The organism is Aminobacter sp. HY435 (assembly GCF_027568395.1).
Classification (GTDB): Bacteria; Pseudomonadota; Alphaproteobacteria; order Rhizobiales; family Rhizobiaceae; genus Aminobacter.
The window spans coordinates 67,053-92,251 of sequence record NZ_JANKZL010000015.1 but is presented as its reverse complement, the minus strand read 5'-3'; the positions used below and the strand labels follow the sequence as shown (position 1 = coordinate 92,251).

General features: G+C 63.0%; 20 protein-coding genes and 1 tRNA gene. 9 read left to right on the top strand and 12 right to left on the bottom strand.

Annotation, left to right across the window (positions count from 1 at the left end; translation table 11 throughout):
- Window positions 1-151: 151 nt before the first annotated feature.
- Window positions 152-2,014 (bottom strand): AsmA family protein, encoded by a 1,863-nt coding sequence (locus PCJ21_RS20945; protein WP_269933376.1) that lies wholly within the window; start codon window positions 2,012-2,014, stop codon window positions 152-154.
- A 182-nt stretch (window positions 2,015-2,196) separates the two neighbouring features.
- On the opposite strand from PCJ21_RS20945, the gene PCJ21_RS20940 reads away from it, so the two are divergent.
- Window positions 2,197-4,152: an acetoacetate--CoA ligase gene (locus tag PCJ21_RS20940; protein ID WP_269933375.1), complete on the top strand. Its 1,956-nt coding sequence runs from the start codon at window positions 2,197-2,199 to the stop codon at window positions 4,150-4,152.
- A gap of 255 nt (window positions 4,153-4,407) precedes the next feature.
- Here the strand turns inward: PCJ21_RS20940 and PCJ21_RS20935 are convergent, their stop codons facing one another.
- The 3 genes from PCJ21_RS20935 to PCJ21_RS20925 all read right to left on the bottom strand — a co-directional run bounded on the left by PCJ21_RS20935 (window position 4,408) and on the right by PCJ21_RS20925 (window position 10,941).
- Window positions 4,408-5,880: an ABC transporter permease gene (locus PCJ21_RS20935; RefSeq protein ID WP_269933381.1), complete on the bottom strand. Its 1,473-nt coding sequence runs from the start codon at window positions 5,878-5,880 to the stop codon at window positions 4,408-4,410.
- A 318-nt stretch (window positions 5,881-6,198) separates the two neighbouring features.
- Entirely contained in the window at window positions 6,199-7,239 is a 1,041-nt protein-coding gene (locus PCJ21_RS20930) for a Fe(3+) ABC transporter substrate-binding protein (protein ID WP_269933374.1), read from the bottom strand.
- 240 nt (window positions 7,240-7,479) lie between these two features.
- Window positions 7,480-10,941: a PAS domain S-box protein gene (locus PCJ21_RS20925; protein ID WP_269933373.1), complete on the bottom strand. Its 3,462-nt coding sequence runs from the start codon at window positions 10,939-10,941 to the stop codon at window positions 7,480-7,482.
- A gap of 240 nt (window positions 10,942-11,181) precedes the next feature.
- Here PCJ21_RS20925 and PCJ21_RS20920 point away from each other — a divergent pair, with 240 nt between their 5' ends.
- From PCJ21_RS20920 to PCJ21_RS20905, 4 genes are all read left to right on the top strand, one after another.
- On the top strand, window positions 11,182-11,640 hold the full coding sequence (locus PCJ21_RS20920; protein WP_269933372.1) for a phasin: 459 nt from the start codon (window positions 11,182-11,184) through the stop codon (window positions 11,638-11,640).
- 260 nt (window positions 11,641-11,900) lie between these two features.
- Window positions 11,901-11,977, top strand: a tRNA-His gene (locus tag PCJ21_RS20915).
- A 163-nt stretch (window positions 11,978-12,140) separates the two neighbouring features.
- Window positions 12,141-12,560: a hypothetical protein gene (locus PCJ21_RS20910; protein ID WP_269933371.1), complete on the top strand. Its 420-nt coding sequence runs from the start codon at window positions 12,141-12,143 to the stop codon at window positions 12,558-12,560.
- Window positions 12,561-12,750: 190 nt separating this feature from the next.
- Window positions 12,751-13,857 carry a DmpA family aminopeptidase gene (locus tag PCJ21_RS20905; protein ID WP_269933370.1) on the top strand — a complete coding sequence of 369 codons (1,107 nt, stop codon included), beginning with the start codon at window positions 12,751-12,753 and terminating at the stop codon, window positions 13,855-13,857.
- Window positions 13,858-14,273: 416 nt separating this feature from the next.
- On the opposite strand, the gene PCJ21_RS20900 is transcribed toward PCJ21_RS20905, so the two are convergent.
- The 6 genes from PCJ21_RS20900 to PCJ21_RS20875 form a co-directional block, all read right to left on the bottom strand.
- On the bottom strand, window positions 14,274-14,585 hold the full coding sequence (locus PCJ21_RS20900; RefSeq protein ID WP_269933369.1) for a hypothetical protein: 312 nt from the start codon (window positions 14,583-14,585) through the stop codon (window positions 14,274-14,276).
- 220 nt (window positions 14,586-14,805) lie between these two features.
- Window positions 14,806-15,624 (bottom strand): ABC transporter permease, encoded by an 819-nt coding sequence (locus PCJ21_RS20895; protein WP_269933368.1) that lies wholly within the window; start codon window positions 15,622-15,624, stop codon window positions 14,806-14,808.
- Between the two features lies 1 nt (window position 15,625).
- Complete coding sequence (locus PCJ21_RS20890; protein ID WP_269933367.1) at window positions 15,626-16,537, bottom strand: ABC transporter permease subunit; 912 nt, start codon at window positions 16,535-16,537, stop codon at window positions 15,626-15,628.
- 8 nt (window positions 16,538-16,545) lie between these two features.
- Entirely contained in the window at window positions 16,546-17,682 is a 1,137-nt protein-coding gene (locus PCJ21_RS20885) for an ABC transporter ATP-binding protein (RefSeq protein ID WP_269933366.1), read from the bottom strand.
- Between the two features lie 68 nt (window positions 17,683-17,750).
- A complete protein-coding gene (locus PCJ21_RS20880; RefSeq protein ID WP_269933365.1) occupies window positions 17,751-18,851 on the bottom strand; it encodes a polyamine ABC transporter substrate-binding protein in 1,101 nt (366 codons plus the stop codon).
- 241 nt (window positions 18,852-19,092) lie between these two features.
- Entirely contained in the window at window positions 19,093-20,055 is a 963-nt protein-coding gene (locus PCJ21_RS20875; RefSeq protein ID WP_269933364.1) for a DMT family transporter, read from the bottom strand.
- Between the two features lie 194 nt (window positions 20,056-20,249).
- Between PCJ21_RS20875 and PCJ21_RS20870 the strand changes: the two genes are divergently transcribed.
- Window positions 20,250-20,417 (top strand): hypothetical protein, encoded by a 168-nt coding sequence (locus tag PCJ21_RS20870; RefSeq protein ID WP_269933363.1) that lies wholly within the window; start codon window positions 20,250-20,252, stop codon window positions 20,415-20,417.
- A 10-nt stretch (window positions 20,418-20,427) separates the two neighbouring features.
- Here the strand turns inward: PCJ21_RS20870 and PCJ21_RS20865 are convergent, their stop codons facing one another.
- The gene (locus tag PCJ21_RS20865) at window positions 20,428-21,870 is read right to left on the bottom strand and encodes a helix-turn-helix domain-containing protein (RefSeq protein WP_269933362.1); all 1,443 of its coding nucleotides are present in this window, start codon (window positions 21,868-21,870) and stop codon (window positions 20,428-20,430) included.
- Window positions 21,871-22,115: 245 nt separating this feature from the next.
- Between PCJ21_RS20865 and aceA the strand changes: the two genes are divergently transcribed.
- The 3 genes from aceA (at window position 22,116) to PCJ21_RS20850 (ending at window position 24,423) form a co-directional block, all read left to right on the top strand.
- Entirely contained in the window at window positions 22,116-23,405 is a 1,290-nt protein-coding gene (aceA, locus tag PCJ21_RS20860) for an isocitrate lyase (RefSeq protein ID WP_269933361.1), read from the top strand.
- Window positions 23,406-23,500: 95 nt separating this feature from the next.
- Window positions 23,501-23,743, top strand: a complete 243-nt coding sequence (locus tag PCJ21_RS20855; protein WP_067965227.1) for an SMc00767 family acetate metabolism repressor — start codon at window positions 23,501-23,503, stop codon at window positions 23,741-23,743.
- Window positions 23,744-23,976: 233 nt separating this feature from the next.
- Complete coding sequence (locus tag PCJ21_RS20850) at window positions 23,977-24,423, top strand: response regulator (RefSeq protein WP_269933360.1); 447 nt, start codon at window positions 23,977-23,979, stop codon at window positions 24,421-24,423.
- Between the two features lie 2 nt (window positions 24,424-24,425).
- Here PCJ21_RS20850 and PCJ21_RS20845 read toward each other — a convergent pair whose 3' ends face one another.
- Window positions 24,426-25,136, bottom strand: coding sequence for an HAD family hydrolase (locus PCJ21_RS20845; protein WP_269933359.1), 711 nt, complete (start codon window positions 25,134-25,136; stop codon window positions 24,426-24,428).
- Window positions 25,137-25,199 lie beyond the last annotated feature (63 nt).

Sequence of the window (25,199 nt, the reverse complement as noted above, 5' to 3'; positions counted from 1 at the left end):
CTTCTCCAAGTTGAAGTCCCAGCTCAGGGCACGCGCCATTCGAACCATCGACGGCCTTTGGCAGGCGATCGGCGACATCTGCACACTCTACCCGCCAACCGAATGCCAGAACTACTTCAAAGCCGCCGGATATGTCTGAATGTCCACCGCTCTAGTCGCGCGTCGGGACGGCCGGCTTGGTGATTACCGGCGCGACCAACGGCGAAATGAACGGCGCGGTCCACGACCCACCGACAAAGAAAGCCACCGTTTCAGAAGCAGGCGTCGCCGTAGCAGCGTCCCTGGGCTCGATTGCGCCTGAAAGCGCCAGTCCGCGCCCGACATAGGGAACGATGCCGGTCAGCCAGATGCGGTTTGTCGGCGTACGGGCCTCGGCCTTGTCGATCTTGGCGACGCCATTGGACACCGTCGCCTTGAGTTCCACGCCATCCACAGGCAGCGTGCCCTCGGAAACGGCAGCGAGCGAAAAGAAACCCCGTTCCGAAACGCGCTTCAGGAACGCCTGCAGATCGAAGCCGGCGATGGCGCCAACGCCGAAAGTGGCTGAGACAGAGCCATTGGCGTTCTGCAGCAGCGTATCCCAGTTCGAGCCGGGGCCGGTGAGGATCACCGAAACCGTTCCACGCCCGATCGGCACGACCCGGCTCATGCCCGCCGCCGCGCCAAAGGAGCCACCGTCGATATCGGAGGCCAGGAGACGGATTTCGGCCTGGATGCCCGAGGGCTTGCGGTCGAACCGGATGCCGGCCTGGACGTTGCCGCCGAAGGCCTCGGCGTCGGAAATATCGAACGCGGCAAGCCCGCCCTTGACCTGGGCGGTCGCGGCGACCTCGACGAGCGCAATCGAACCGGCCGTCGCCTTTGCCGCCGACAAGCGCAGGTCGAGATTGACGCGCTCGGCGAAACTGGCATCGACATCGGCCGTGCCGGAAGGGTTGGCCGGAGACATCGGGGCGAAGGCGGCAGCGAAAGCCATCAGATCCAGCGTGTCGAAGGCAAGGGTTCCGACCACGGAAGGAACCGGCCCGGAAATCGACAGCTCCAGCACCCCCATTCCGGGATTGCCATCCAGCGTCACCTTGGCGTTTTCGAGCTTCAGGCGAGACAGATCGCCCGACACCTTGGAGGCAAGCGCCACCGATCCGACCGGGCTGCCGGGCAATATCCCGGGCATCGACCACTCGAACACGCCGCGCAGCGACGGCGCGGAGAACTTCACCTGCCCGTCGACGCGCATCGACGAGGTCAGGTTGAGCAAACCATCGTAGGAGACTTCCACCGGCGCCGACTTGAGTGACAGCACAATCGGTGCTTCGCCGCCGGCAAACAGCACCAGCGGACGCGGCGAAGACAGTTCCACCGCAACGGCTTCGCCGCGCCACACGCCCGTCGCGGTCAGGCTTCCCGCCTTGTTTAGCGCCGGCCAGTTGGCCTTGCCGGTCACGCCGCTGAGCAACTCTTCCTCGCCATGGTCGGAGACGGCGAAGACACGGCCGTCAGCAAACTCGACCGCGCCGAATTCATCGGACGCCAGTGCCCCGAGGTCAGGTGCGTCGGGGGAACTGGCAAGCGTCGCACGCGCCTCCTCGATGGAGCGCGCAAGGCGTCCGCCGCTCGAATGCGGCAACTCGAGGCCACCGTCGGCAAGCCGCCTAAGCCGAACGGTCGGACGGACGAAATGCGCATCGGAAAATTCCACATTGCCGGTCAATGCCGTCAGCGCCGAGAGTTCGATGTCGACACGCTCGGCCTCGATGACGGCGGGACCGTCCTGGTCGTCCCATTCGGTCATGCTGACGTCGGTCAGCGTGGCGCGGAAGACCGGCCAGATTTCAATGTCGGGAGTGCCGTTGATCGACACGCGGAAACCGCTCCAGGCGCTCATTTCGAGCGCGATGCGATCCTTGACCAGTTGAGTGGATGCGATGAATGGCACGGCCGCAACAACAGCGGCGATCAGGACGGCGAGGCCGACGATCATCCAGATGCTGCGCCTGAACAGTGGTGACGGCATGTTGCCCTTGTGCTGCCCGTGCTGCGCCTTCTTGGCAACCGGGTGTAACGGAGACAAGCGGCATTTCAAGTCTTTATGGCCTGGCGATGGCGTTTGCGCACAGCGCAATGACGCAGGTCGACATTTCCTTGATCTGCCGAAGTGCGACATGCATAACCGAACGTGGTTGCAGGAGAGTTGCGATGCCAGTTGAAAAGCCGCTTTGGACCCCTTCGGCGGAACGGATCGAGCAAGCGCCGTTGACAGCGTTCATGGCGGCGGCGGCAAGGCGATCCGGACAGGACTTTTCCAGCTACGCCGATCTTCACGCCTGGTCGGTAGCCGAGCGCGAAACATTCTGGGACCTGGTGTGGGACTTCTGCGGCGTCATTGGGGACAAGGGCGAGACTGTCCTTGCAAACGACGAGATGCCGGGCGCGGCATTCTTTCCCGACGCGCAACTGAATTTCGCCGAAAACCTCCTGCGCGGCTCGGGCACGGGCGAAGCCATCGTCTTTCGCGGCGAAGAAAAGGTCGAACGCCGGCTGACGTGGAACCAGCTTGCAAACCTCGTGTCGCGCCTGCAGCAGCTGTTTGTCTCGCTTGGCGTCAAGCAAGGCGACCGCATAGCTGCGATGATGCCAAACATGCCCGAGTCGGTCGCGGCGATGCTGGCCACGGCTTCGATCGGCGCGGTCTGGTCGTCATGCTCGCCTGACTTCGGCGAACAGGGCGTTCTCGATCGCTTCGGACAGATCGAGCCGAAGATCTTCATCGCCCCGGACGGCTACTGGTATGCAGGCAAGCATATCGAAGTCGGCGACAAGATCGCCGCCGTGGCGGAAAAGCTGGACAGCGTCGGCAAGGTCTTGATCGTCGATTATCTCGGCACGGCTGAAGACGTGGCGGCAGGCATCGCCAAGGCCGACACGCTGGAGACAGCGCTTACGCCATTCGCGATCAAGCCGGTGAGCTTCGAGCGCCTGCCGTTTTCGCACCCGCTCTACATCATGTTCTCCTCCGGCACGACGGGCATCCCCAAGTGCATCGTCCATTCGGCGGGCGGAACCCTTTTGCAGCACCTGAAGGAACACCAGCTCCATGCCGGTCTGCGCGCCGGCGACCGTTTCTTCTATTTCACCACCTGCGGCTGGATGATGTGGAACTGGCTGGTCTCGGGCCTGGCTTCAGAGGCGACGCTGCTGCTTTATGACGGCTCGCCCTTCCATCCCGACGGCAACGTGCTGTTCGACTACGCCGCGGCCGAAAAGATGACCTATTTCGGCACCTCGGCGAAGTTCATCGATTCGGTGCGCAAGGCGGGCCTGAAGCCGATCGGCAGTCACGACCTTGCCACCGTTCGGACCATCTCGTCGACCGGTTCGCCGCTGTCGCCTGAGGATTTCCAGTTCGTCTATGAAGGTATCAAGCACGACATCCACCTCGCCTCGATTTCGGGCGGAACCGACATCATGGCCTGCTTTGTCCTCGGAGTTCCGACCGAACCCGTGTGGGTCGGCGAAATTCAGGGCGCCGGCCTGGGAATGGCCGTCGACGTCTGGGACGATGCCGGCAGGCCGGTGCGCCTGGAAAAGGGCGAGCTCGTCTGCACCAGGGCGTTTCCCTCGATGCCGATCAGCTTCTGGAACGACCCCGATGGCGCGAAATACCACGCCGCCTATTTCGACCGCTTCGAAGGTATCTGGTGCCATGGCGATTTCGCCGAGTGGACAGCACATGGCGGCATGATCATCCATGGCCGCTCGGACGCCACGCTCAACCCCGGCGGCGTCCGCATCGGAACGGCCGAGATCTACAACCAGGTCGAGCAGCTGCCGGAGGTGCTGGAGGCGATCTGCATCGGCCAGACCTGGGACGACGACGTTCGCGTGGTGCTGTTCGTGCGCCTTGCCGCCGGCGTTGTTCTCGACGAAGATCTGGAGAAGCGCATCCGTGCCAAGATCAAGACCGGCGCCAGCCCGCGCCATGTGCCGGCGCGCATTGTTGCGGTCGCCGACATTCCACGCACCAAATCGGGCAAGATCACCGAACTCGCCGTGCGCGACATCGTCCACAGCCGCCCTGTCAAGAACAAGGAAGCGCTTGCCAATCCCGAAGCGCTGGAGCTGTACCGCGACCTTCCCCAGCTGCAGAAATAGCCAAGCCACCACCCTATGGTTAACAAAAGCTGAAGCTCAAATTTACCTAGACTTCAGGAGTGGTACACATTCGTAAACATTTAGAAGCCGAGGTAAGGAGCTGTTAACGTTCGACCGCGATAGTCCAAATCAACTTGAGGGAGCAATCCCTTTCCTCGCTCCGAGGATGGCTAGTCAGCTCAAGTCCCCGTTGAAACAGCATCTCCATTCAAGGCGCCATCTGGCGCCTTTTTCTTTGCCGAGATCGAGAAACTGCTAGAGCGATGCTTCGGCGTCGCGTACCAGCGCACCCGACAACAGCACCACCGGCACCATGGCCGTGATGATGATGACGATGGCTGCGACCGCCCCCTCCTCCGGCACGCCGCGCGAGGCGTTTTCGTAGACGTAGGTGGCAAGGGTGTTGAAGCCGAACGGCCGGAGCAGGATGGTGGCCGACAACTCCTTGACGGTATCGACGAATACCAGGACGGCTGCGGTGAGGATCGCAGGCCGCAGCAGCGGCAGAAGCACGCTGGCCGCGCTTTGCGTCGGGGTTTTGCCCAGGCTGCGCGCCGCCTCGTCCAGACTGCCCGGCAGCTTCTCCATGCCCGAGCGCACGGCTCCTTCGGCGAGAGCGACAAAGCGGATCGAGCAGGCAAGGACCACGGCCGCCGCCGATCCGGTGAACAGCAGGCCGGTCGATACCCCAAGATAGGCGCGGGCAAACGCATCGACCGAGTTGTCGAAACGGGCAAGCACGAACAGCAGGCCGAGACCGAGAATACCGCCCGGCAACGCATAGCCGATCGAGGCCAATCGCACGGTCGCCGCCATGGTGCGCGTCTTGGACAGGCGCTGCGCGTTGAGCAGCAGCAGTGCGATGGTGACGGTGATCAGCGCGGTGAACGACGCCGTCATGACGCTGGTCAGAAACGCCTTGCCGACCTCGGGCGAGGTGAACTGTTCGAGCCGCCTCCAGGCATACTGGCCGAACACGGCAATCGGCACGCCGAAGCCGCAGATGATCGGCAGGGTTACCGCCACGGGCAAGGTGATGCGTGTCCAGCCCTTGAGCACCACGCGCGGCGGCTGCACGCGCAGATGCGTTCCGCGCCCGGCATGGAAGCGCTGGCGACGGCGCGCCCACTGTTCGGCCACCAGCAACAAGAACACCAGCACCAGCATCAGCAGCGCGATCTGGGCACCGCCTTCCAGGCTGCCGCGATTGAGCCAGGTCGTGTAGACCGCAACGGTAAGCGTGCGGACGCCGAAATATTCGGCAGCGCCGATGTCGTTGATCGTCTCCATCAGCACCAGCGCCACGCCGGCGACAATGGCCGGACGGGCAACCGGCAACAGCACGCGCCAGAACACCCGTGCCGGCGACGCGCCCAGCGTGCGCGCGACATCGGCGATGTTGCGGCCCTGCATCAGGAAGACGATGCGGGTGGTGAGATACACATACGGATAAAGCACCGAGCCAAGCACGAAAGCGGTGCCCCAGGTCGAACGAATGTCGGGAAACCAGTAGTCGCGAATGGTCTCGAAGCCGAAGATCGTCCGGATCAGGCTCTGGATCGGCCCCTGGTACTGGAAGAACTCGCCGAAGGCATAGGCCGCCAGATACGGCGGCACGGCCAATGGCAGCACCAGGGCCCAGGACAGGACGCGGCGAAACGGGAAGTCATAGGCAACAACCGCCCAGGCGCAAGCGACGCCGGCGACAGAGGTCAACGCAGCGACCATCGCCAGCAGCGCCAGCGTGGTCTGCGTCGCGCCCGGCAGGACGTTGCGCATCAGGTGCGGCCAGTCCTCTCCTGTGCCCGAGAGCGCGACGAAGAACAACGATATGACCGGCAGGATGACAACTATGCTGACGGCGAAGGCCAGAAAGCTTAGCCATGGATGGCGCAGGCGCTTGGCCGGCAGCGGACGCGCCGCGGTTGCAGCGTGCGACAAACCCGCATTTGCTTGGCCAGTACCCGGCACGCGCTTACCCCGCAAAATACGGAAAAGCCGGGTCGATCGCCCGGCCCGGCTCTTCCTCAGATATTTGACGCCCTATCAGCTGCTGGGGCCATCGTCGAGACCAACGCGGTCAACCATTTCGGAGGCCGCCTTGCGGCCCTTGGCGATATCGACCAGCGGCAGCGTGTCTGCATTCAGCGTGCCGAAGGACTTGACCGTCTCGGATGGCGCGAGGCCCGGCTCGACCGGATATTCGTAGTTCTTCTCGGCGTAGACCTGCTGCGCCGGGTGGCTGGCCAGGAAGCGGATCAGCTTGACGGCATCGTCACGATGCGGAGCATTCTTGGCAAGGGCGGCGCCAGAGATATTGACGTGGGTCAGGCCGTTTTCAAAGGTCGGGAACAGGACGTTGATGGCGTTGCCCCACTCCTTCTCCTTCGGGTCCTTCTCATTGTTGCGCATCAGGCCGACATAATAGGTGTTGCCGATGGCGATGTCGCATTCGCCGGCAGCGATGGCGCCGGCCTGCGGACGATCGCCGCCGTCAGGCTTCTTGGCGAGGTTGGCCTTGAGGCCCTTCATCCACGCTTCGGTCTTTTCCGGACCCCAATGGGCAAGGGCGGCCGAAAACAGCGCGAGATTGTAGTCATGCTGGCCCGAACGCATGCAGATCTTGCCCTTCCACTTGGGATCGGCGAGGTCGGCATAGGTGATGGCGGTGTCCTTGACGCGATCCTTCGAGGCGTAGACGACGCGCGCACGCTTGGTCAGGCCGAACCAGTGGCCTTCCGGATCGCGATACTCCGCCGGCAGTTCCTTGTTGAGCTCCTCGTCGACCAGCGCCTGGGTGACGCCCTTGTCCTTGGCGGAGGTCAGGCGGGCGATGTCGACGGTCATGATCACGTCGGCGGGCGAATTGGCCCCCTCGGCGAGAATGCGTTCCTCAAGACCCTTGTCGAGGAAAAGCACCTCGGTCTTGATGCCGGTCTCGGCCGTGAAGGCGTCGAGGACGGGCTTGATCAGGTCCGGCTGGCGATAGGTGTAGATGTTGACGACACCATCGGCGAGGGCCGACGTTGCCGAAAGGGCGGCGAGCGCAAGACCTGCGACCAGCGTCCGGGCATTTCCAATCTTCATCTTTTTCTCCTGGCCAAAGGGGTCAAAAACCCTCGGGGGAAATTCACCAAAGCCTCGGATCCGAAGCTCATTTCCCTATCGGCAATCTGACTCTTGGGGTCAAGATTAAAGAGTAACAATATCAATAGTTTAGAATAATTCTAAACTGGATCATTCTACACAGGATTCAAAGGCTTGTTCGACATTGGCTAACGATCGCCGACCCGATCACGCCAAAGTGTACAAAATGTCGCAGCCTTATTACTCGGCGAGCACGCGCGTCGACGGGAAAGTCACCTCGACCAGGGTGCCCTCGCCGGGCGTCGATGCAATGGCGAAACGGGCGCGATTCGCCTCCACCATCGCCTTGGTCAACGGCAGGCCGAGCCCGGTGCCGTCGCCTCGCGTGCGCTTCAACGAGTTGATCTGCTTGAATGGCTTCAGTGCCTGCTCGATCTCGGGCTGCGTCATGCCGATGCCGGTGTCGCGCACCCGCATGACGATGTCGCCCGAGGCCTCGTAGGCCGTGGACACGATCACCTGGCCACCGGCCTGGGTGTAGCGAACGGCATTGGACAGGATGTTGAGCGCGATCTGGCGAATGCTGCGCCGGTCGGCGACGATCTCGGGCAGGCGCGAGGCGAAGCTCGAGCGAATGATGACGCGCTCGCGATTGGCCTGCGGCTGCATCATGGCGACCGTCTCGGCCAGGGTGTCGTTCAGCGACACCGCCTCATAGTCCATCTCCTGCTGGCCGGCCTCGATCTTGGAGATGTCGAGCAGGTCATTGACCAGGTCGAGCACGTGATTGCCCGAGCGGTTGATGTCGCGCAGATAGTCGCGGTAGCGGTCGTTGGCGACCGGCCCGAACTTCTCGTCGACCATCAGTTCGGAGAAGCCGATGATGGCGTTCAGCGGCGTGCGAATTTCATGGCTGATGCGGGCCAGGAAATCGGTCTTCTGCGACGAAGAGCGTTCAGCCACGGCGCGCGCCTGGGTAAGTTCCTCCTCGGCACGCTTCCACTGCGTGATGTCGCGGACCACGGCGCAGAAGCCGCTGTCATTCGGCAACCGGCCGATGGTCATGAACAGCGGAATGAAACGGCCCTGTGCCTCACGCCCGATGACCTCGCGGCCGTCGTTGAGCACGCTGGCGACGCCATGCTCGGACAGACCGGCAACATAGTCGCGCGCGGCACGCTGGCTCTCGATGGCGAACAGCGAATGAAAAGGCTTGCCCGCGACGTCGTCGCTGTCGAAACCGAAGAGCGCTTCCGCTGGCCGGCTGATCGAACGTATGGCGCCGTCGCGGTCGATCAGTACAACGCCATCGGTGGCGGTGTCGATGATGGTCCGCATTTCGGACAGGCGCTCTTCGAGCTCGGCGATCTGCTCGGCGGCGGCGCCTTCGGCATCATCCGCACCGGCCCGCCGCACCACCAGCATCAGTGCCTTGCCGTCAGCCCATGGCACCGAGCGCAGCACGGCTTCGATCGGAAACTCCTCGCCGCTACGCGTGCGCAGCCTGAGGTCGTGGTCGGATCCTGCCTCGTCGGCGTAGCTGTCTGCGAACAGGGCATCGAGCCCGCCAGCCTGTGCCAGGTCATCGACCGAATCGTAGCCGGTCAACGTCAGGAACTCGGCGTTGGCGTAGTGCAGCACGTCGCCAGCATGGATCAACACCGGAACCGGCAATTGCTCGAGGATCGGCGCATCGACAGGGGTGTCGCGCCCCGCCGCGAATGACGGGATCACATCCTCGGTGCGCAGGGCCGGCTTTTCGGGTTCGACAGTGACAACGGCGTCGTCTTCGTCCTCGACAACTGGTTCGGACGGACGCAGCGTCGACAGGTCGACCACTTCGGCGCCCACCGGCTTTTCTTCGACCGCCAGCTCGGCTTCAGGTGCGTGCTCGGCGAGCTCGGCGGCAGCGGCTTCGGCATAGGCCGCGATCTCCGCAGACGCGCCTTCATCGATCTTTTGTTCGCCGGCGGCAACCGTTTCGGAAGTCTGCTGGCGCGCCGCCACCACTTCGTTGGCGCGTTTCAGCTTCTCACCAATTTCGCGAAAGGCATTGCGCTCGATGCTGGACAGACCGCCCTTGGCGGTGGCCGATTCGGGGGCCGGGGCGCGATGTTCGGCAAGGCGGATCACCTTGTCGGAAAAACGCCGGTCGTGACTGGGTGCGACGTCAAGCGCCGGCACTTCACCAGCGAACGGATCGGCCTCCGTGGCTGTTTCCGCATCGAGGTCAACCGGGCCTATTTGCATGTCCGCATCCGACTGGTCCCTGATCTCGGCAGGCGTGGCCAAATCAGGCTCAACTGGAGCCTCTTCAGTGGCAACGACCGGAGCCGCGACGGTCTCGTCGTCGTCAGGCTGCTTGCCGTTCGGCACGAGCGCCAGGCCGATGCGCTCATGGTCATGAACCGCCTCACCGGGACGGGCGACGCCAAATCCGCGGAAGCCCTCGAAGCTGCGGTCGCGGCCATAGACGGGCAGCGCTGCCAGATCGACCGGAATACGCTTGTCGGTGCCGGCTACAGGCCACAAGACCGAGCGGCCGGACCAAGTATCGCGGCGCTGCAAAAGGCCTGCAATATCGCCGGAAGGGTCGAGTTCGAACGTATTCGACACATCCTGGAAGCGGCGGCCAACGACGTCGGCGGCGTGTTCGCCGACAACGGCGGCGAATTCCGGCGAGATGGCGCTGAAGCGCCCTTCGGCATCCGTGCGCCAGACAAATCGCACCGGCGTTGCGGAGCGTTCGCTCGGCGACTCGGGCTGCGCCGGAACGGGCGCGGCAGCGGCAGCGGGCTCTTGCGGGCGCTCCACCAGCTCGGCAACGGAGCCGGATTCCGCGACCTGAGGCGCGTGCTGCGCGACGGTCATTTCGCGAACAGCCGCACCGGCGCGGCTCTCGCGCTCCTCGGGGCTGAAATACCAGTGATCGTGGTCGACCGGCTCCGGGCTTTTCTGAGCTGGCGCTACGTCCGGTGTGATCGCCGCATGGGCCGGCGCAGGCTCGTGCGTTGTCGCTGGTTCGTTCTCCTCGAGCGGCTCCAGCCGTTCGTCAACGACGACCAGCAAATGGCGCTCGTCGGTAAGCCGTGCCAGGCCGGCGGGCAGGTAGCCGCCGCTTGCCGGGATGGCCCGCTTGACCATGCGGTCGCGCTCATAACGGACGTCCGACACCAGGCCGGCAAGCGTCGATGTCGCGATGCCGAGGCCGGCGAAGCCGTCGGTTGCGGCTTCGATTTCGCCGCGACCGTCGACAAATGCGAGGAAATGGCCCGGCTCGGCAAAGCCGCTGATTGCCATGGCCGCAATCTCGCTCTTGCTGCGGGTCGCTGCCTTGGCGGCAGGAACGGCAAGCATGATGGCCGGCTCGCCATCGGGGAGGCGCACCGCGCTTGCCGAAAACACCACGGCGTTGCTGGTCAGGCCCGAGGCAACGCGCACCATGATGGTGCGGTCGCGCCCGATGTTCGGATATCCCGAGGTCGCAGCGATCTGGCGACGCGCCGGCAAGCCCAGCCGCGACGGCGCACCGATCACCGCGTCGACGTCGTCATAGCTAAGAACCGCCGCCCCCGGACCGTTGGCCCAGAGCACCTGTTCGAGATCGACCGAAAGCACGGCGATGGCGTCACCGGCAGCGAAACGCTGCCTGATGCCGTCGACCACGGCTACGTCGATATAGGAATAGGCAGCTGACGGCATTCACATAACCCGCTAGGCACGCATTCTCGCAATTAACGCTTTGTTAATAAAAGCCGTCATCGCCAAGGTCTAGCAAACAGGCGCAGTCTAGCGGCATTATTCTCGCCACGTGGTTAACCTCGTCGGCAAAAAATGGTGCACCGCATCATAAATATTGCAATGCACAAAACCCGATGCTATATGAACCCTGCGAATAAACGAGACGGATGACAATGTCCGTCCAGTCCACAGGGTGAGACAATGTCCAAGACCAAGACCGCAGAATTCGCAGATACCATTGCAATGCCGAGCTTCGACGTTTCCAAGGCCTCCGATCAGTTCCGCGCCTTCGCTGAGAAGGGCGTCGAGCAGTCGAAGGAAGCCTACAGCAAGCTCAAGACCGGCGCTGAAGAAGCCCAGAAGACGCTTGAAACCAGCTTCGAGACCGCGCGTAGCGTTTCCAGCGAGCTGTCGCTCAAGGCGATCGCCGCGCTGCGCACCAACGCCGAGACCGGCTTTGCCCATCTCGAGGCTCTCGCTGGCGCCAAGTCGCTGTCGGAAATCGTCGAGTTGCAGACCGCATACCTTCGCAAGCGCGTCGAACTGACCGTCGAGCAGGCCAAGGACTTCCAGTCGGTCGCCTCGAAGGCGGCTGAAGACGTCACCAAGCCGGTCAAGACCGCCTTCGAAAAGGCGCTGAAAGAGATCAAGGCAGCCTAAAGGCCGCCAGATCGAATACCCGGCGGGCGGTTCCTCCTCCCTCTGCCTGTCGGGCGAAGCGGCCAGCACCTCCTCCCGCTGGTCACATAGGGAAAAGGCCGGCACCTCCTCCCGCCGGCCTTTTCTTTTTTTTGGAGGCCGCAACGCCGCGGTTATCAAGGACTTCACCGGCCCAGTGCAAATCGCCGCAGTGGATAGCGCGCAAAGCTCTTGAAATGCGTCCGAATTGTCCGTATGGACGCGGCATCAGAGCAAGATACGCGGTTGTAGCTCAGTTGGTTAGAGCGCCGGATTGTGGATCCGGAGGTCGGTGGTTCGAGCCCACCCAACCGTACCATCCCACCCAAAAATTCAAAGATCTGCCTCGAGCGAGCTACATTCAGATGTGGTTGACGCTGGCATTTCTTGATTTCCAAAGCTTTTTGCTCACACTCGGCATCTCCATATAGCTGATCGGCTGTGTGTCATCGCTTGCTGCATCGTCACAGGCGTCAAAGGAGATGGCGTTGCTATCTTTGGGGAAGATGATTCGTTTCTCTGTTCTGGCAGCTTTTTCTCCCGAGCGATTCCTGAGGGAGGATTGGACTGATACGGACGTTGCCGCCAATCGCGAGCGGCTACAAAAGCTGCGCTCAGGTTGGGGACGTTCGTTTGGGTCAATGGCATATGCAGCAACAATTGGGCTGCTAATCGGCCGCATCGCTCTGAAAGAGTTTGGGTCGCAGCCATGGTCAGAAATGCTTGTTGGCATTGGAGGTGGCACATTACTTTTGTGGGGCGCGATCGCACTAAGAGGTTGGGATATCCAAACCAACGACGGCGAGACGCTTGTTGAAAAGGTCAACTTCTGGGTAGTTCGCCAGGCCTGTTTGGTAGGCACGGTTCTGACAATCGTTTCGATCAGTTGGAGCACGGTCTAGCTGCTGCAACCTAGTCAGTGTTGAGGCAAGGTTCAGCCGTCTGGACCACTATCGCCTGAGCGCACAGCTGATGGCTGGTCCAGCCATAGACCGGCGCGGAATGCTCACACTACAGTCCGGCAACGGCCCAACGCCGACAGACCCGGCGGCCGGAGCAAATGCGGCCGCCCTCGCGCCCATGGATGCATCGATGCCCACCAAGCCCCGCGCCCGAGACCTCGGAATTCCGTTCGCCGGAACGCCCGGACCGAACAACGCCATCACCGACGTGCAGGGCGTCACAGTCGGCTACGCAACGATCGTCGAGGGGGCGGGGCCGACCGAGGTCGGCAAGGGACCGGTGCGCACCGGCGTCACCGCCATCCTGCCACGCGGCAAGCAGTTCGATCCCGTCTTTTCGGGCTGGTACTCGCTCAACGGCAATGGCGAAATGACCGGCACCACCTGGATCGAGGAAAGCGGCTTTCTTGAAGGCCCCGTCATGATCACCAACACCCACAGCGTCGGCGTGGTGCGCGATTCGGCGGTTTCCTGGCAGGCCGAGAACGGCTTGGTCGCACCGCTGAGCGAGGACCTGTACTGGCTCTTGCCGGTGGTCGCCGAGACCTGGGACGGCGTGCTGAACGACATCAACGGCATGCATGTCAAAAAGGCGCACGTCTACGCAGCACTCGACGGCGCAACCTCTGGCCCGGTCGCCGAAGGCAATGTCGGCGGCGGGACCGGCATGAACCTGTTCAACTTCAAGGGCGGCACAGGCACCTCTTCGCGCCAGCTCGCCGACGATGAAGGCGGCTACACGGTAGGCGTGCTCGTGCAGGGCAATTTCGGCACCCGCGCCGATTTGACCATCGCCGGCGTGCCGGTCGGGCGCGAGATCACCGACCTGATGCCGGACACGTCGTGGAAGCGAGAGGAAGCCGGCTCGATCATCGTCGTGGTCGCGACCGACGCGCCGCTCCTGCCGCACCAGCTCAAACGACTAGCCCGGCGGGTGCCGATCGGCATGGCCCGCACCGGCGGCTATGGCGCCAACAGCAGCGGCGACATTTTCATCGCTTTCTCCACCGCCAATGCCGGGGCCTTCAGCCGCAAGGGCAACACGTCGCTCGAAATGCTGTCCAACGACGAGATGAACCCGCTGATCCACGCCACGGCCGACGCAACCGAGGAGGCCATCGTCAACGCCATGGTGGCTGCGGAGACGATGACCGGCCGCGACGGCAATGTCTCTTACGCGATCCCGCACGACCGCCTGAGGACCGCGCTGAAGGCGTACAACCGCCTGAACGACTAACGCCTGGGCAGGCGATCCAGCTCACGAAGGTGAAGGCTGGATCGCCTCGCCAGACATGAACAGAGACTGCGCGACCTGGCGGGCGGCCCGGCTTGACCGGCACGCCGCATGCTGGCGCAACCGCAGCCGAGACACGGCTGGGCCTTTGCGTGTTTGCACACCAGCGGAGATGCCGGCGAGGCACCTTCGCGATCTTCACAAACTGGCGGGCAGCCATGCGGATGGCGCTGCCGCCGACGAAAGCGATACAAGCTCGGACCGCAGCCGGCGCACAAGAGGTGCCGTCGAGGCAGCGCTTTCCGACATCCCGGCAACCACCGTTCGCACACTGAGCCCAATGCAGAAACGGCGCGCTCCGTCCGGAGCACGCCGCCTGCGTTTTCAGCGGCCTGTTCACCGCGAAATGGACGAACAGCTTACTGGCAGGGTGCCAGGTAAGTCACCGGCCTGCCGTTGCGGTCGTACATCGGACGGCCGCGGCTGTCATAGCGGTGGTAGCGGCATTCGCCGGGCGCGGTGCCAGCACCGATCATCGCACCGGCGAGACCGCCGATGACGGCACCGGCAACCGTGGCGCCGGTGTTGCCGCCGATAGCCTGGCCGACAAGCGCGCCACCAGCTGCGCCAATGGCGCCACCGCCGACCGCACGCTCCTGAGGGGTATTACAAGCCGTCGCCGCGAGAGCGACAAAAGACAAAGCTGCGGCCGTAGCCATGAAACGCGTCATCTACCCTACTCCTTGCAAAACAATGTCTTACGCTAGCACGAGCCATTTCGCATATCTAGAGGATCGCCGAACGGCAAATGCCTGATCTGGCCCTCCGAAATACAAGATGAACCTGCCCGCAGGCATCAAGTAACTACAATTCGTTGCCTGACGGGACAAACCGACGTGACCGGCCAGCAATCCGCCTTGGCGACCGGTCGCGGGTTTCCAGTCGTACTCGCTATCCGCGCTGCGCAGCCTGCTCGTCGCGCAGGCGCTGGACCTCGCGCCGCTTGTTGACCAACGACGCGGCGATGACGCCCACTGCGACGATGCCGATCAGGATGGTGCAGGCAGCATTGATTTCCGGCGTCACGCCAAGCCGCACCTGGCTGTAGATCTTCATCGGCAAGGTCGTTGCCCCGGGACCCGAAGCGAAGCTCGAAATCACCAGGTCATCGATCGACAGGGTGAAGGCCAGCATCCAGCCGGATATGATCGCCGGCAGGATGACGGGCAGCGTGATCTGGAAAAACGTCTTGACCGGCGGCGCACCGAGATCCATCGCGGCCTCCTCGAGCGATCGGTCGAAGGTGACCAGGCGCGACTGCACCACGACTGCCACGAAACACATCGAAAAGGTGACATGTGCGAGGGTCAGCGTGAAAAACCCGCGGTCGAGGCCGACGGCAACGAACAGCAGAAGCAGCGATAGACCGGTGATGACCTCGGGCATGACCAGCGGCGCGAAGACCATGCCCGAAAACAGCACCCTGCCCCGGAAACGCGTGTAGCGGGTCAGTGCAAGGGCGGCGAGCGTGCCGAGCACGGTCGCCAGCGTTGCCGAAATCAGGCCGACGCGGATGGTCACCCATGCCGCGTCCATCAGGCCCTGATTGTGGAACAGCGACACGTACCATTTGGTCGAGAACCCGCCCCAGACGGTGACCAGCTTGGATTCGTTGAACGAGAAGATGACCAGCAGCACGATGGGCAAATAGAGGAACGCAAAGCCCAGGACGATGGCCGAGATGTTGAAGCGGCTCCAGCTGGCATTCATGTCAGCGTCCCTCTTCCTGGGCGCGGGCCTGCGCCTGCTGGAAGAACATGATCGGCACCACGAGCAGCAACAGCAGGATGACCGCCACCGCCGATGAAACCGGCCAGTCGCGATTGGCGAAGAACTCGTTCCACAAGGTCTTTCCGATCATCAGCGTCTGCGAACCGCCCAAAAGATCCGGGATGACGAATTCGCCGACGGCGGGGATGAATACCAGAAGACACCCGGCGATGACGCCAGGCAGCGACAGCGGGAAGGTGACTTTCCAGAAGGCACCCACGGGGGTGCAGCCGAGATCCTGAGCGGCCTCGATCAGCGAGAAATCCATCTTTTCCAGCGCCGAATAGAGCGGCAGGATCATGAACGGCAGGTAGGAATAGACGATGCCGATGAAGATCGCCGAGTGCGTGTTCAGGATCACCAGCGGCTGGTCAATGATGCCGGTGGCGAGCAAAACCTGGTTGAGCAGGCCTTCCGGCTTGAGAATGCCGATCCAGGCGTAGACCCGGATCAGGAAGCTGGTCCAGAACGGCAGGATCACCAGCATCAGCAAGGTCGGCCGGATAGTCGCGGGCGCGCGCGCCATGCCATAGGCGATCGGGTAGCCGACGAGCAGCGTCAGGAATGTCGAGATCCCGGCAATGACGACGCTCGACAGATAGGCGTTGAAATAGAGCGGGTCCTCGGTCAGCCACAGGTAATTGTCGAAGCTGAACTCGCCGAACTGCGCCCACAGCGCCGACAGGCCATCCTGCAAGGTGAGGACCGGCGTGTAGGGTGGCATCGCGATCGCGGTCGTCGACAGGGAAATCTTGAAGACGATGAGAAACGGAACGAGGAAGAAAACCAGCAGCCAGACGTAGGGAACCAGGATGACGAGGCGGTTTGTGACAGCTGCGACGAGACCTTTCATCTCCGCACCTATCGCGTCAGCACGACGCCGGCGTCCTGCCGGAAGGAAATCCAGGCCTTGTCGTCCCAGCTCAGCGGATCGTCGGTGGCACGCGTCGCGTTGAGCGAACTTGCCTTGACCACCTGACCATCGCCCAGCTTGACGTGGAAGATCGTCATGTCGCCGAGATAGGCGATGTCATAGACCTCGCCTTCCATGACGTTGTCGCCCGTTTCGGGCCGCTTCGAAGACACCTTGATCTTTTCGGGGCGGATGGCGAATGCGACTTCGGTGCCGACAGGAATCTCGCCGGCGTTCGAGGTGCGGATCAAGAGATCGGCGCTGGAAATCGTGGCGCCGGCGCCGTTGCGATCGGCGACCTTGCCTTCGAATGTGTTGATGTTGCCGACAAAGTCGGCGACGAAACGCGAGCCCGGCGCTTCATAGACTTCCGCCGGCGTCGCCACCTGCATCACCTCGCCCTTGTCGATAATGGCGATGCGGTCGGCCATGGTCATGGCCTCTTCCTGGTCGTGGGTGACGACGACAAAGGTCAGGCCGAGCGTCTGCTGCAGGTCCATCAGTTCGAACTGGGTTTCCTCGCGCAGCTTCTTGTCGAGCGCGCCGAGCGGCTCGTCGAGCAGCAGCACCTTCGGCCGCTTGGCGACGGCGCGGGCGAGCGCGACGCGCTGGCGCTGGCCACCGGAGAGCTGGTGCGGCTTGCGCTTGGCGAATTGCGAGAGCTTGACCAGCTTCAACATCTCGGCCACGCGCTTTTCGATGTCGGCCTTGGCCATGCCGTCCTGCTTGAGACCAAAGGCAATGTTCTGCTCCACCGTCATATGCGGGAACAGGGCATAGGACTGGAACATCATGTTGACCGGTCGACGGTAGGGCGGGATGCCGCGCAGGTCCTGGCCGTCGAGAAGGATCTGGCCCGATGTCGGCTCCTCGAAACCCGCCAGCATGCGCAGCAGCGTCGACTTTCCGCAGCCCGACGCGCCGAGCAGGGCGAAGAATTCGCGCTCATAGATCGACAGAGAAAGGTTGTTGACGGCGGTGAAGTCGCCGAACTGCTTGGTTACATTCTTGAACTGAATGTACGGCTTGGCGTCCGGGTTGTTCCAGGGCGCAAACTCCCTGCGGATGTTGCCGAGCGATTTCATGTCCCTCTCCGTCGCTGCCCCGACGCGAAATCCCGGCGCCTCGCGGCGCCGGGACTGCGGTCTTGTCGTTATTGTCCAGTGACGATCCTGGTCCAGCTGCGTGTGATCGCGCGCTGGGTCTTGGGATCGTAAGGAGAGACGGTGAACAGCTTGGCCATCGTCGCGTCGTCGGGATAGATCGCCTTGTCGTCCAGCACTTCCTTGTCGAGAAGCGGCTGGGACGCCTTGTTGCCATTGGCGTAGAAGACGTAGTTCGATGCCTTGGCGATCACCTCGGGCTTCATCATGTAGTTGATGAAGGCGTGGGCCTCGTCGACGTGCTTGGCATCGGCGGGAATCGCCATCTGGTCGAACCACATCTCGGCGCCTTCCTTCGGGATGACGTAGGAGATCTCGACGCCCTGGTCGGCTTCGGCCGCGCGGTCACGCGCCTGGAACAGGTCGCCGGAGAAGCCAACCGCCACGCAGATGTCGCCGTTTGCCAGCGCATTGATGAATTCGGACGAGTGGAACTTGCGGATCGACGGACGGATGCTGAGCATCAGCTCCTCGGCCTTGGCGATGTCTTCAGGCGCCGTCGAATCCGGCACCAGGCCAAGATAGTTCAATGCTGTCGGAATGATGTCGGTCGGCGAATCGAGGAAGTAGACGCCGCAGTCCGCCAGCTTGGCGAGCTGCTCGGGCTTGAAGATGACGTCCCAGCTGTCGATGCTGTCGACGCCAAGCGCTTCCTTGATCTTCTTGGTGTTGTAGCCAATGCCGGTGGTGCCCCACATGTAGTTCACGGAAAACTCGTTGCCGGGATCGAACTTGGCAACGCGTTCGGAAACGGCGTCCCACATGTTGGTCAGGTTGGGCAGCTTCGACTTGTCGAGCTTCTGGTAGACGCCGGCCTGGATCTGGCGCGCCAGGAAGGGGCTGGCCGTCGGAACGACGATGTCGTAGCCGCTGCCGCCCGCGAGCAGCTTGGTCTCGAGGATTTCGTTGGAATCGTAGACGTCATAGACGACCTTGATGCCGGTTTCCTTGGTGAAGTCGTCGATGATCGAGGAGTCGATGTAGTCCGACCAGTTGTAGACATTGACCACGCGCTCCTGAGCAGTGGCGGCGGTCGTGGCGACAGCAACAAGAGCTGACGCAGCCGTCAGCCAAAGCGCTCTGGGATTCATGGCAGTCTCCTTTTGCGGACGCACCCGTCCCGGCGGCGCCCAGCTTCATGTGTCGATTCTGGTGATGAAGGTAGCGCACGTCCGCCGAAGAACGGCGCTGCGCAAAAATCCTGGCGATTTACATCTGCGGACACCGAAGCCCCGGCAGTGGAACCTGGCAAGATACGCCTGTGTTGTTGTTACCCTCTCATGCAGCCTGCCCGCCGGACGGTCGGGTTGTCAATGGTAAACAACATGCTGCTCAATTAGGGTTGGGCATGCCAGTAATGCCGGCCTTGGCCGGCCGCGACTGCCGCCGGAACTCCAGCCCAAGATGCACGAGCAAAGCTGCGAAAATCACGGCGCCGCCAAGGATTGTGCGCGCCGACGGCACTTCCGAATGGATCAGCCAGACCCAGATCGGGCCTAGCAAGGTTTCGAACGTTCCGATCAAGGCGGCGATGGCCGCAGGAACCAGGCGCGCGCCGGTGGCGAAGCATGCAAGACCAAGACCCAGATTGAGCGCGCCAAAGGCAAACAGGAACCCCATGTCCTCCGAAGACACGCTCAGAAGCGAGGTCTGCGAGAAGGCGAAGGTCGCCGCCAGAATGGTGCCGAGGCAGGTGGCCGGGGTCATGCGCACATGGGCGAAGCGGCGCGTGATCACGGTCGCGATGGAAAACGCCACCGCAATCAACAGCGCCAGGCCATCGCCGATGGGCGAGACCTCGCCGTTGAACGATTCCGAGACCATGATGGCGACACCGGAAATCACCGCCGCGATGGCCACCCACGTGGCCACTGCCACGCGTTCGCGAAACAGCATCCAGGCAAACAGCGCCGCCAGCAGCGGCACGCCGGCCTGCATCAGCAAGATGTTGGCAACGGTGGTGTAGCCCAGCGCCACAACGAACGACGTCGAGGCCGTGGCGAAACAGATCGCCACCAGAAGCCCCGGCAAACCCATATCGAAAAACAGCCGAACCGTGCCGCGCACACCATCCCGCCAGGCCATGAAGGCGAGCAGGAACGCGGCCGCCCAGAACGAGCGCCAAAACACCACCGTCCAGCTGTCGGGCGTTTCGATGAAACGAGCGATAGCGCCGCCCAGGCTCCACATCAGCGCCGACAGGAAGACAAGCAGTATACCCAGCTTCTGCTCGCCATTCGAGGCGACGGCAGCTCCGGCCGACGCCAGATGCGATGCGGGTGCCTGCTCGCTCATATGCTTTTACCGACCTCCCTCGGCGCGAGCCCGTGCCCACAGCTGCCCATAGCGAAGCCTGGACCACTTTGCGAGGTCCAGCCCCCGCCTCCCATTGGGTCACTCGCGTTAGGCCAACGAGCCTGACTGCGGACCAGCCGCGGCAACACCAAGACAGGCGCAGGCAACCAGCGTCATCGAGCTCGGCCACAAGCTTGTCGATCCTGGTTCTGGCCGAGAGCGTAGAGGCGGATTTCCGGGGCGAGGACCGGCGCTGCGACGAGGCGCAGGGCTTTTGGTACGGACGCCCACTCGGCTCAGGCAGTGCGCGCAGCCTTGCCAGGACCGGCATCGGCGGCGACGAGGCCAAGCTGAGCGACTGACCGCGCAAGGTCACTGGAAATCGAAGGCCGAAAGCCCGGTAACCATCTCGTCGAGGCCAAGCGGCCTGGTGATCGGCGGTTCGGCGCGCGACAGGCAGCCGGACCGCTCGCACAGGCGGCAGGCCGGGCCGACCGGTGTTGCTGCGACGACCCCCGGCTTGGTGGCGATCGCAAGGGCCGGAAGCGCCGCGCCGTAGACGATCTCGTCGCGGAAGGCGATGTCGCAGCCGAGCAGGATCGCCGTGCGCCGGGGGCGCTCGCTGAAAGCGCCCTGCGGCCCCTCGAGCGTGCGCGCGACGCAGAGGAACTCGGCGCCATCGGGCATCTCGACCGCCTCGACGAAGATCTGCCCCGGCTGGGTGAAGGCCGCATGCACCGGAAGCTTCGGGCAGCCGCCGCCGAAGCGGCTCTGTGGAAACCCTTGCGCCCCAGCCTTGCGGAAGCGGTTGCCGGCATTGTCGACCTCGAGCATGAAGAACGGTACCGCCGCACTGCCTGAGCGCTGCAGCATGGTCAGGCGGTTTGCCGCCTGCTCGAACGACACGCCGAAACGCGAGCGCAGCACGTCGACATCGTAACGGGCGCGCTGGGCAGCCGAGTGGAACACCTGGTAGGGCATCATCAGCGCATGCGCGGCGTAGCGGCCAAGCTCGAAGCGGGCGAGCCGACGCGCCTCGTCCGACGTCAGTTTCAGCGCCTGGATTTCGGCGGCGACCGCCACCTGCATGCGGATCAGGCTCGCCTCCATTGCAACCTCGCGCAACTGGTCGAACGGCGACAGCCGCTCGGACAGGAACAGGCGCTGCGAATGACGATCGTAGCGGCGGCGCCAGTTGGGCATGGTGGCGACAGGCAGCACCTTGACGACGATGCCATGCTCGCGCCTGAGCCAGCCTTTCAGCGCGCCGAACAGGTCGTCGCCCGGATCGAGCAGCGAGGTGAAGGCCTCGGCCTCCTCCTCCAGTGAAGTGAAGTGGTTGGGCCGGCGCTCGAACACCTCGTGGACTTCGTCAATGGGCAGACGGGCCCCCGACAAGGCTGTCGTATGGCCCTCGCGCGCCAATAGCTCAGTGAGGTCGGACAGGCGCTCGGCCTGCTCGCGATAGGCGCGGAACAGCTTGATCACCGCAGCTGCCGCATTGGGTGCTGCCTCGGCGATCTCGACCAGTTCCTGGTCGCCGGGCAGTTCGCCCGACAGAAGCGGATCGGCGAAGACTTCGCGCAGGGCGGCGATCGAGCCCCTCGCCTCACCCTGCAGCTCATCGGGATCGACCTTATAGACTGAGGCCAGCTTGAGGATGAGCTGCACCGTCAGCGGCCGCTGGTTGCGCTCGATGAGGTTGAGATAGGACGGCGAGATGCCGAGCCCCTCGGCCATCGCCGTTTGGGTCAGGCCCTTCTGGTTGCGGATGCGCCGGATGCGCGGCCCGGCGAAGATTTTCTGCTCGGCCATCGGCTTTTACACCATTTTTACAACGAAAGGAGGGGGCTCACCCTACCCAGCCTTTTACATTTTTGACAATTTTACAGCCGCCATCTGTCAAACACAATACAGGTTTTCCCTAATATGGGCCGCAAATTGTTGAATTTTCTGGCTGCTTCGGCGCTGCAATGTCAAACAAGTCACATAGAAATTGCCGCAACAAACCCAAGACGCGGTGACCGCCCCCAGACCCAAGTGACCAGACGGAGTCGACAATGACCGATTTTTACAATCTCGTCCCTTCAGCCCCGGAAGGCCGCTTCGATGGCATCGAGCGCCCCTATTCGCCAGAGGACGTGAAGCGGCTGCGCGGCTCCGTCCAGATCAAGCAGACGCTTGCCGAAATGGGCGCCAACCGCCTGTGGAAACTCATCCACGAGGAGAACTTCGTCAACGCGCTGGGCGCCATGTCGGGCAACCAGGCGATGCAGCAGGTCCGCGCCGGCCTGAAGGCGATCTACCTCTCGGGCTGGCAGGTCGCCGCCGACGCCAACACCGCGTCGGCAATGTATCCCGACCAGTCGCTCTACCCGGCGAATGCAGCCCCCGAGTTGGTCAAGCGCATCAACCGCACACTGCAGCGCGCCGACCAGATCGAGACCTCGGAAGGCAAGGGCCTGTCGGTCGACACCTGGTTCGCCCCGATCGTGGCTGACGCGGAAGCCGGCTTTGGCGGCCCGCTCAACGCCTTCGAGATCATGAAGGCCTTCATCGAAGCGGGTGCTGCCGGCGTCCACTTCGAAGACCAGCTCGCTTCGGAAAAGAAGTGCGGCCATCTCGGCGGCAAGGTGCTGATCCCGACCGCGGCGCATATCCGCAACCTCAACGCGGCGCGCCTCGCCGCCGACGTGATGGGCACCTCGACGCTGATCGTCGCCCGCACCGACGCCGAAGCCGCCAAGCTGTTGACATCAGACATCGACGAGCGCGACCAGCCCTTCGTCGACCATGACGCCGGCCGGACCGTGGAAGGCTTCTACCAGGTGCGCAACGGCATCGAGCCCTGCATCGCCCGTGCCATCGCCTATGCGCCGTTCTGCGACCTGATCTGGATGGAGACCGGCAAGCCAGACCTCGAGCAGGCCAGGAAGTTCGCCGAGGCCGTGCACAAGGCGCATCCGGGCAAGAAGCTTGCCTACAACTGCTCGCCGTCGTTCAACTGGAAGAAGAACCTCGACGACGCGACGATCGCCAAGTTCCAGCGCGAGCTGGGCGCGATGGGCTACAAGTTCCAGTTCATCACGCTGGCTGGCTTCCACCAGCTCAACTTCGGCATGTTCGAGCTGGCCCGCGGCTACAAGGATCGCCAGATGGCGGCCTACTCCGAGCTGCAGGAAGCGGAATTCGCCGCCGAAGTGAACGGCTACACCGCGACCAAGCACCAGCGCGAGGTCGGCACCGGCTACTTCGACGCCGTGTCGATGGCGATCACCGGCGGCAAGTCGTCGACGACCGCGATGCACGAATCGACCGAGCACGAACAGTTCCGCCCGGCCGCCGAATAGGCCGCGGCTCAAGCTACCCCGGAGGCACAAAGCCTCCGGGCAACGCCAGAGGCAACGCCCGCAAGGGCAAAAGGCAACCACCGAGGAGAACCACAATGGCACCGCGTACCCGTGTCAAGGAACGAGCCGAAGAACAGGCGACGACCATGAGCGCCGACCAGCAGGCCGTGATCCGCATCGTCGCCAACGACCTGCACCGCCTCAACCAATCGGTCATGAAGGCGGTCGAGGCCGGCGTGTCGGTGGAACTGGTCCGCTCGGCCCGTCACCATGGTGGCGACGGCAACTGGGGTGACCTGCTGATTCCGGTGATCGTCACCCAGCAGCCGCACGGCTGACAAACCGTTCCCATGCCCCCACGAACCCCGTCCGCGGCGCTGCCGCGGGCGGGGTTTGTTTTTCCGGCATGCCCACACAACTACGGTCGATCTGTTGAGTATCTATCATCTAATACTAAAGTCGAATGCCGTTTCCGGCGTATTGCTTGACACTTACAGCAGTAGACGCGAACCTAAGGAACCGAACGCAACCACGCATTGAACAGACGCCCCCTCAGCTGTCGGCTAAGCCAATGAAATGGAATGACCCAGATTCGGGCGGCAGTCCGGATGAGAGTGCGCGCACTCCCGATTGCCACGTTGCCGACCTCACCAAGGTGCTTGTCGTTGGCCGTTCGCAGATCAACCGTGTCGTCGTTGCCAAGATCGTCGAGCGCTCCGGGCTGAAGACGATCTCGGAAGCGCCCGATACCGCGGTGGCGATGCTGCGCACGATGGCGCCAGGCACGATCATCCTGGATGGCGGCATCGACAACCGCGATTGCGACGGCCTGATGGCCTCGATCATGTCGTTGCGCCAGGCATCGGGGACCAACCTGCCCTCGGTTATCTTGCTGTCGAACAAGGCAGGGACGCCCGAGAGCCTTTCGCTGCCAAGCGCCATCGACATCGTGGTTGCCAAGCCGATCACGCCCGAACGTCTTCAGCCGGTGGTCGACAGGCTTGTTGGCCGGGCCTGAGGTCAGCCGAGGCTTTTCAGCAGTTCCGACAATTCGCCCAAATGCGGCAGCTTTCGAAACCGCGCCGCCGCCGACGGCTCCTCGACACGCTCGTACGCCCAGGTCAGGTCATGCGGGACATAGACACCCCAACTGCCGGCCTCGATCGCGGGGACGATATCCGACTTGAGCGAATTGCCGACCATCATCGCGCGCTCGGCGCCGTCGCCATGGCGGGCGAAGATGCGCTCGTAGGTCGGCCGCGACTTGTCGCTGACGATCTCGACAGCGTTGAAGAAATCGCCAAGGCCCGACTGCGCCAGCTTGCGCTCCTGATCGAACAGATCGCCCTTGGTGATCAGCACGAGGCGGTAACGGCCAGCCAGCGCCTCGAGCGTATCGTGGACATGCGGCAGGGTCTCGATGGGATGAGCGAGCATTTCGCGGCCCGCTGCCAGGATCTGCTCGATGACCCTGGCCGGGACGCGGCCGTCGGTTATGTCAATTGCAGTCTCGATCATCGACAAGGTGAAGCCCTTGATACCGAAGCCGTAGGTGCCGAGGTTGCGCTTTTCCGCTTCCAGCAGGCGCGACATCAGGTGTTCCGGTTCACCATGTTCGGCCAGCAGCTCGGCAAAGTGCTTTTCCGTCATGCGGAAGAACTGCTCGTTCTGCCAGAGCGTGTCGTCGGCGTCGAAACCGATGGTCGATAGCTTGTTGTTGCTGGAGTTCATTGCGCCGGTTTAGGGGATAAATTGGGCCAAAACCAGCATTTTGCAGGGCAGTAGCATGCGCCA